Origin of the sequence: Limosilactobacillus portuensis, from assembly GCF_014838735.1 — a bacterium.
In the GTDB taxonomy this organism is placed as follows: domain Bacteria; phylum Bacillota; class Bacilli; order Lactobacillales; family Lactobacillaceae; genus Limosilactobacillus; species Limosilactobacillus portuensis.
In genome coordinates this window covers 1-5,727 of record NZ_JABUXQ010000047.1, presented here as the reverse complement: position 1 = coordinate 5,727, position 5,727 = coordinate 1, and the positions used below count along the sequence as shown (strand labels likewise).

6 protein-coding genes and 1 pseudogene are annotated in these 5,727 nt (G+C 35.9%); 2 read left to right on the top strand and 5 right to left on the bottom strand.

The features are described 5' to 3' along the window. Positions 1–380 precede the first annotated feature (380 nt). A pseudogene (locus HUK49_RS11590) lies at positions 381–464 on the top strand (transposase); the annotation flags it as partial. A gap of 128 nt (positions 465–592) precedes the next feature. Here HUK49_RS11590 and HUK49_RS10195 read toward each other — a convergent pair. The 3 genes from HUK49_RS10195 to HUK49_RS10185 all read right to left on the bottom strand — a co-directional run bounded on the left by HUK49_RS10195 (position 593) and on the right by HUK49_RS10185 (position 3,225). Continuing rightward, on the bottom strand, positions 593–2,416 hold the full coding sequence (locus HUK49_RS10195) for a YSIRK-type signal peptide-containing protein (RefSeq protein ID WP_191913638.1): 1,824 nt from the start codon (positions 2,414–2,416) through the stop codon (positions 593–595). A gap of 366 nt (positions 2,417–2,782) precedes the next feature. Continuing rightward, on the bottom strand, positions 2,783–2,986 hold the full coding sequence (locus HUK49_RS11585; RefSeq protein WP_326515963.1) for a type II toxin-antitoxin system RelE/ParE family toxin: 204 nt from the start codon (positions 2,984–2,986) through the stop codon (positions 2,783–2,785). Then, entirely contained in the window at positions 2,986–3,225 is a 240-nt protein-coding gene (locus HUK49_RS10185; protein WP_006917147.1) for a type II toxin-antitoxin system prevent-host-death family antitoxin, read from the bottom strand. The genes HUK49_RS11585 and HUK49_RS10185 overlap by 1 nt, the downstream gene beginning before the upstream one ends. A 119-nt stretch (positions 3,226–3,344) precedes the next feature. Here HUK49_RS10185 and HUK49_RS10180 point away from each other — a divergent pair, with 119 nt between their 5' ends. Continuing rightward, entirely contained in the window at positions 3,345–3,635 is a 291-nt protein-coding gene (locus HUK49_RS10180; protein ID WP_163705784.1) for a hypothetical protein, read from the top strand. Positions 3,636–3,685: 50 nt separating this feature from the next. Here the strand turns inward: HUK49_RS10180 and HUK49_RS11390 are convergent, their stop codons facing one another. After that, positions 3,686–4,198: an exonuclease domain-containing protein gene (locus HUK49_RS11390; protein ID WP_235981133.1), complete on the bottom strand. Its 513-nt coding sequence runs from the start codon at positions 4,196–4,198 to the stop codon at positions 3,686–3,688. Positions 4,199–4,241: 43 nt separating this feature from the next. Continuing rightward, on the bottom strand, positions 4,242–4,820 hold the full coding sequence (locus tag HUK49_RS10170; RefSeq protein WP_191913637.1) for a recombinase family protein: 579 nt from the start codon (positions 4,818–4,820) through the stop codon (positions 4,242–4,244). Positions 4,821–5,727: the final 907 nt, after the last annotated feature.

Sequence of the window (5,727 nt, the reverse complement as noted above, 5' to 3'; positions counted from 1 at the left end):
ACTGGAAAATCATATCGAATGAAAGATTATCAAGAACACACAAAGACACAAAAGTAAATCGGTGAAAAACGACATTTTTAAACCGGTGAAATCCTACATTTTAAAATCGGTGTTGACAGTATAATTTAAGATTGATTGTTACTATTATTGTACAACCCATGAAAAATAAATCTAGTTCATGAGCTTGCTTTGTTATACTTTAAATTTAACTTTGAGCCATTTTAATTATTTAATTAACTTTTCTATCCAGCTAAATTCCAAGGAATTCTTAATATCCTTGACTATTCGTAGAAAACCAAAATAAGCACTGATGTTAAATTCATCAGTACTTACAATTGTAGAGTTCCTTTTTTCAACCCGTATTGATAACGACTGCTTACAATAATAAGATTAAGACCATTAGAAGAATAGCTTATGGTTTTCGCAACTTTGATGATTCCCGTATCCGAAGTCTACTAGCTCTCAAATCTCATGGTAAAAACTAAGCTAAAAGAAAAGGTCAGCTCAAGCAGCTTCGCTACTTAAACTAACCTCATCAAAATACCTCATCAGTAATGATTGACAAAAGGTCAAAATTGTAGAGCTAATTTGATTACTTGCGCTTCTTGTTTACAGCAGCAAGGCCAAACATTCCCAATAAGGTGTAGGCACCTAAGCCCATTAATGTTAAGCTATTGTTATTACCAGTTTGTGGTAGTTGGTTATCCTTAGCTGTCGTTGGTTGAAACGTAATCGTCTTCCCAGTGTACATGTTAGGAACATTACCTTCTAGTTTGCGTTTGCCAGTAACAGCATTTCCATTAGGAGTAGTGTTCGTAGGCGTATTAGTAGCTGGTGTTCCTTGTCCTTGATGATCATTAGTTGGGATCAAGGACACACCGGGCGTGATTGTCTTATTCAAATCAGTCGTGTCAACACCCTTTGGATAGTTCTTGCCAGGATTGTCCGGAAGCTTATCGCTTGGTGTCTTTGGATCAGTTGTTGTTGTTGTCTCTGGCGTTTTGGGATCAGTTGGATCTGTGTCCTTAGTGTAAACAAAAGTTGTGATGTACTGGTATACAGTATACTGGCCACTCGTCGCTCCAAGAGTACGAACAAGACGATAACCTTTAATTTTCTTAGGTTGGACTTGCCATGGACCCTTTGCATACCAGCCTTTTTGCGGATTAACCCCATTATTTTTTTGGTTAGGATTATCTAGGTTGAACGCAAGCGTATCATTATTCCTAAGCACATTTCCTTGCTCATCAATGTACCTCACAGTTACTGGTTTGTTTGGTAGCAAGTAAACATGTATCCCTTTAGCGTACCAATTGAAATAATCAGAATTAAGATATGTCCCTGTACTTCCTATATAGGAGTAACCTTGTTTTTCGCAATGGCTAATCTCCTCACTCATTTTTTTCTCATAATTACCATTGTTTAGGTCAATCCTTTCGCCATAGCTACCAGCAATCGTAAAGAGTTTGTACGGTAGATTTGTTTCTTCTGGAACAAGTAACAATTCAGTCCTATTACTATCAGAATTATTTTTCATAACCTTCTTATACTTGAAAGTTAAATAAACATAGTTAGGATCAGCTAACGAATTTCGAGTTTGACCAGTGATTTTACCCTTTAAAACAGGTTCAGAAACTAATTTATATCCAGGAATATTAATGGCTGCGGCTTCATAGCGTGATGCATCCGGTGCTTTCTTATCACCAGCACGGTGTTGTGGAGATTCAGGGGCCATCCAGAAACTATCTAGAACGATTGATGCTAAAATATGCCCGTTATCTACATCAACATACTCTATTTTGATTGGTGACAATGATGCGTAATCTAAATTAATGTTAATGTCTTGCGTAGTAATACCTTTCTTAAGGTAGGTATTACCTTGTTTATCAAAATAGAAATACTTATTCAAAACTTCTGAATTCATTAATTTATAACCGGCCACAGTAAATTCTTGATCCACACTATCCCCTGGTCGAATTGCGGTCTGCTTGAAAGGTTGTTTGAATACATAATGACCATTACTAATCACTTGAATTGGCTTATGTAGGGTGACATCGCGAAAATTCATAGTAATGTTGTACTTACTGGGCAGTGGTTGTTTTGCTGTTATTTTATTGATTATCGGCATTTGTTGCGCTGTCGTTGTTGTTTTATTTGGAACTAATGTTGATGAAGTTTGATGACCAACCGTATTTGATTCGTCGCTAATCCGAATATTGCTTGAATTGGCACTAACTTGTGGATCAGTCACTTGAGTCGTGGATGTATTTTGAGTAGCAACTGTCGCGTCATCTGCCTTGGCATTACCACTAATAATGAAGGTTAAACCAACAAGGACAGATGCCGTTCCAACCGTTAATTTCTTAATAGCAAATCGTTGTCGTTTTGCTACTTGTTGCTTATGTAATTCGTCCAAATTTTATACCCTCTTTCTAATACACAATTTATTATATATTGAATATGTGGGGGGGGCAAGTGCTTGTTTGTGACACCTTGTAGAGATGAATGCCAACTTTTAATTTTTACTGGTTTAAACAAGTGTAAAAAAACAATGTTACCGAATAGAAAGGATTGGACAGTTATTACAAAATGGCTAAAGTACCAGTACAGACTCAAAGCAGAACTGTACTGGTATTTTTTCGTATATTAAATTATTCATTATGATCGTAATCTGTAAAATCACTAAGCAAATGTTCTAGAACATCCATACGATTACTGTAGATTCTTAAAATCTCTACACGACTTTCATTACTAAGGATCTGATAGAAAACAGTATTTTTTGTTAGATGTAAGCTGTTAGAACTTCGGAAAGTTCTGAGGCGTCTCTTCCAAGGCCAGGTAGATTGGACAATTTACTGATAGAATCTTGTAAATCATTAACTTTTTGATAAGCAACTTGGCTACCAAATTGCTGTTTTAAGTAATTATATAAGGAAGTAATGTCTTGTTTAGCTGCTCCCTTAAATCTAATTTGATATTTTTTCACTAGTCAAGATCTCCAAAAACTTCATCCATAGTGTATAATCCCTTTTCATTAGAAGCCTGTTGAAGGTCCTTTAAGAGTTTAATGCCATTGACAAAACGATCGTAGTTCTCAATATTAACAATGGCATATTTTCCATAACCATTTTTAGTGAGGAAAACAGGGTTATCGGCGTCAACTTCTTTGAGTAGTTTATTATAATCCCGCAAGGCAGACACGGGCTTGATATTCATATTTAACATGTCAATCACCTCTCTTATAGTATATATAATTTTAAGTAAAATTAACAGCGAAAAATATATTTTAAAATCTTTTCATTAGAATAATGATGAAAACAATTATTCCAAAGGAGACAGATGTCATGTTACACAAACAACAACATTTAACTTATAATGTAAAAACTGGGGAATTTCTACGGAACTTTGAGTATCTTGCTAAGTATAGTGAAAAAGCTGGTGTCTCAATTTCTGTGAGGAGGCGCGATAAGATTATCGCAACTTTGTTAGCACCGGCCGCGGTAGAAGAGATTAGTGACTTTGTAGAAAAGATGGAACTCAAACATCAGACTGACCAAGCAGAGAAAAAGCGGTTGAAGAAAGAAGTAGCTGCTCTGCGTTTAAGACTGAACCTCAAAGAAAATTTGGATAAATAACAACGAAGCTGGTTGATGAAATCATCACTTGATCTCATCAACCAGCTTTTTTAATTGGTGTATTTTTCTAGTATTTGGCAGTAACAATAAGCAACGGCTTTGAGGTAGTCAGTATAATCAGCTGTCTTTGGATTCAATGGGTAGTGAAAATAATCAGCGCATTCATAAATTGATGGAGCGTGATCAAACAACTGATACCTTTTAAAGAGTTGTTGCTGCACATCGACTTCCATCACCTGTGGCAATTTGATTTCAGCCTGTTGAAGAAACCAATCATCAAAAGTTGTGTTACCGAAGCCAATTAAAGTATCAACTTGGTTAAACAGCTTTTGAAGAGTTGGCAAGTATTCATTGAATGCTGGTTGGTTAGCCACATCTTCTAGTGTGATGTGGAAACCTTGCAGAGTCGGGTCCCAGCTTTTAATTTTTACTGGTTTGAACAAGTGTGAGAACACAATGTTACCCAATAGATCCGTTATGGTTAGGTGAATGATTTCATCACTTTGCCAGTCTAAGCCGGTAGTATCAATCCAATATATAAATGAAGTATAACATTTTACCATTTTTCAAATCCTCCAGCGCAAAATAATATATATTTTTTTGAAACTAAGCTATATTATTTTGCTCCACCTGCTTTCGAATCCGTTGCAAATTGGAAATCGAAATATCAAAAGCACTCGCAGTCTGCTTATAGGAATGAGTAAGCAAATACTCATAAGCGGCTGGATAGTGCAGAGTAATCGCTCTTTTGGGGCGTCCTTCATGATAATCAGACCGGTGCAGCTTAGCATAACGTTTTCCTTCTTGGGTCCGATCCACAATCATATCCCGCTCCATTTCTGCCACTGCTAAGAGAATCGTTTTAACTAATTTACCCACAGTTGAGTTTTCTAACATACCAATGTTAAGCACATTGATCTTCACTCCTTGATTCATTAGTGGGTCAATCACATTTAATGCTTCCCGGGTATTTCTAGCTAACCGATCCAGCTTAGTAACCGTAATCACATCACCCGGCTTTACCAATTGAGTGAATTTAGCAAATTGTGGGCGGTCAGTAGTGGTACCCGTAAATTTTTCGGAAAAGATACAATCATCACTGATTCCAGCATTCTGCAATTGATTAATTTGATCTGCTAGTTCTTGTCCTTTTGTAGACACTCTAGCATAGCCATATTCCGTCATTTCAATCCATCCTTTTTGACCATAAGTTTCTGAACATCATTAAAGCTTGATGTTATAGGCCCAGCCCCTTCATTCACTTACTTTCAAGTTTTTGAACAGGCTTGTATTAAATATAGTGCGAATGGTTGAGAATCTACATAGCCAGACTGAAATTAGGTGTCGGGTAAGCTGACACATTTTACTCAATGTGCGACACCATTTTTGGCACTAGATTTTAAAATTTGAAAAGTGTCAGTTATTAACTCCATTGGTGTCAATCTGGTGTTAGTTAAGCTGACGCCAGTAGATTATTGTTATATCAAGCATTGGGACACTTTTCAATAATTATGGTGTCAATGGAGAAATGATGGATAAAGCCAGTGGTATCAAGGTGTTGAGAGAAAAAGTGTCAAAGGTGTCAGGTTTTGAACAGAACCTTTTAAATTAACTAATTAAGAAGAAAAATAATAGTAATTGATGTTGAATTTAGTAGTTAATTATTATTTATTATGTTTTTGTTCCAAAACCTGGCACGCCTGGCACCAAATAAATTGTGTTATTGAAAATGGGTTAAAGGCAATAGTGATTAGTAGTTGGATATTATTCTTTCACTGTGACCGCTGGTACCAGTGGACGTTAAAGTAGTTTGAGGACCATATTAGTAAAAGTTTCTTCCTATTATATGTAAAAGAATATGGATAAAGGGATTCTGCACTGGAAACAATACACATTCAAATTTAGATAAATAAAAGTGGTTACCGTTACTACATCATGTAGTTTCATAAACGACAATCACTTTTATTTTAAATATGGCAGATTGTAAAATTTAAGTTGAACATTTAAGTAGACAGAAAAACCCATCAAGGTCTTTAATGGTGTTACCACAACATTCCATTAGAAAGAAGGACCTTAATGGGCACCACTATTT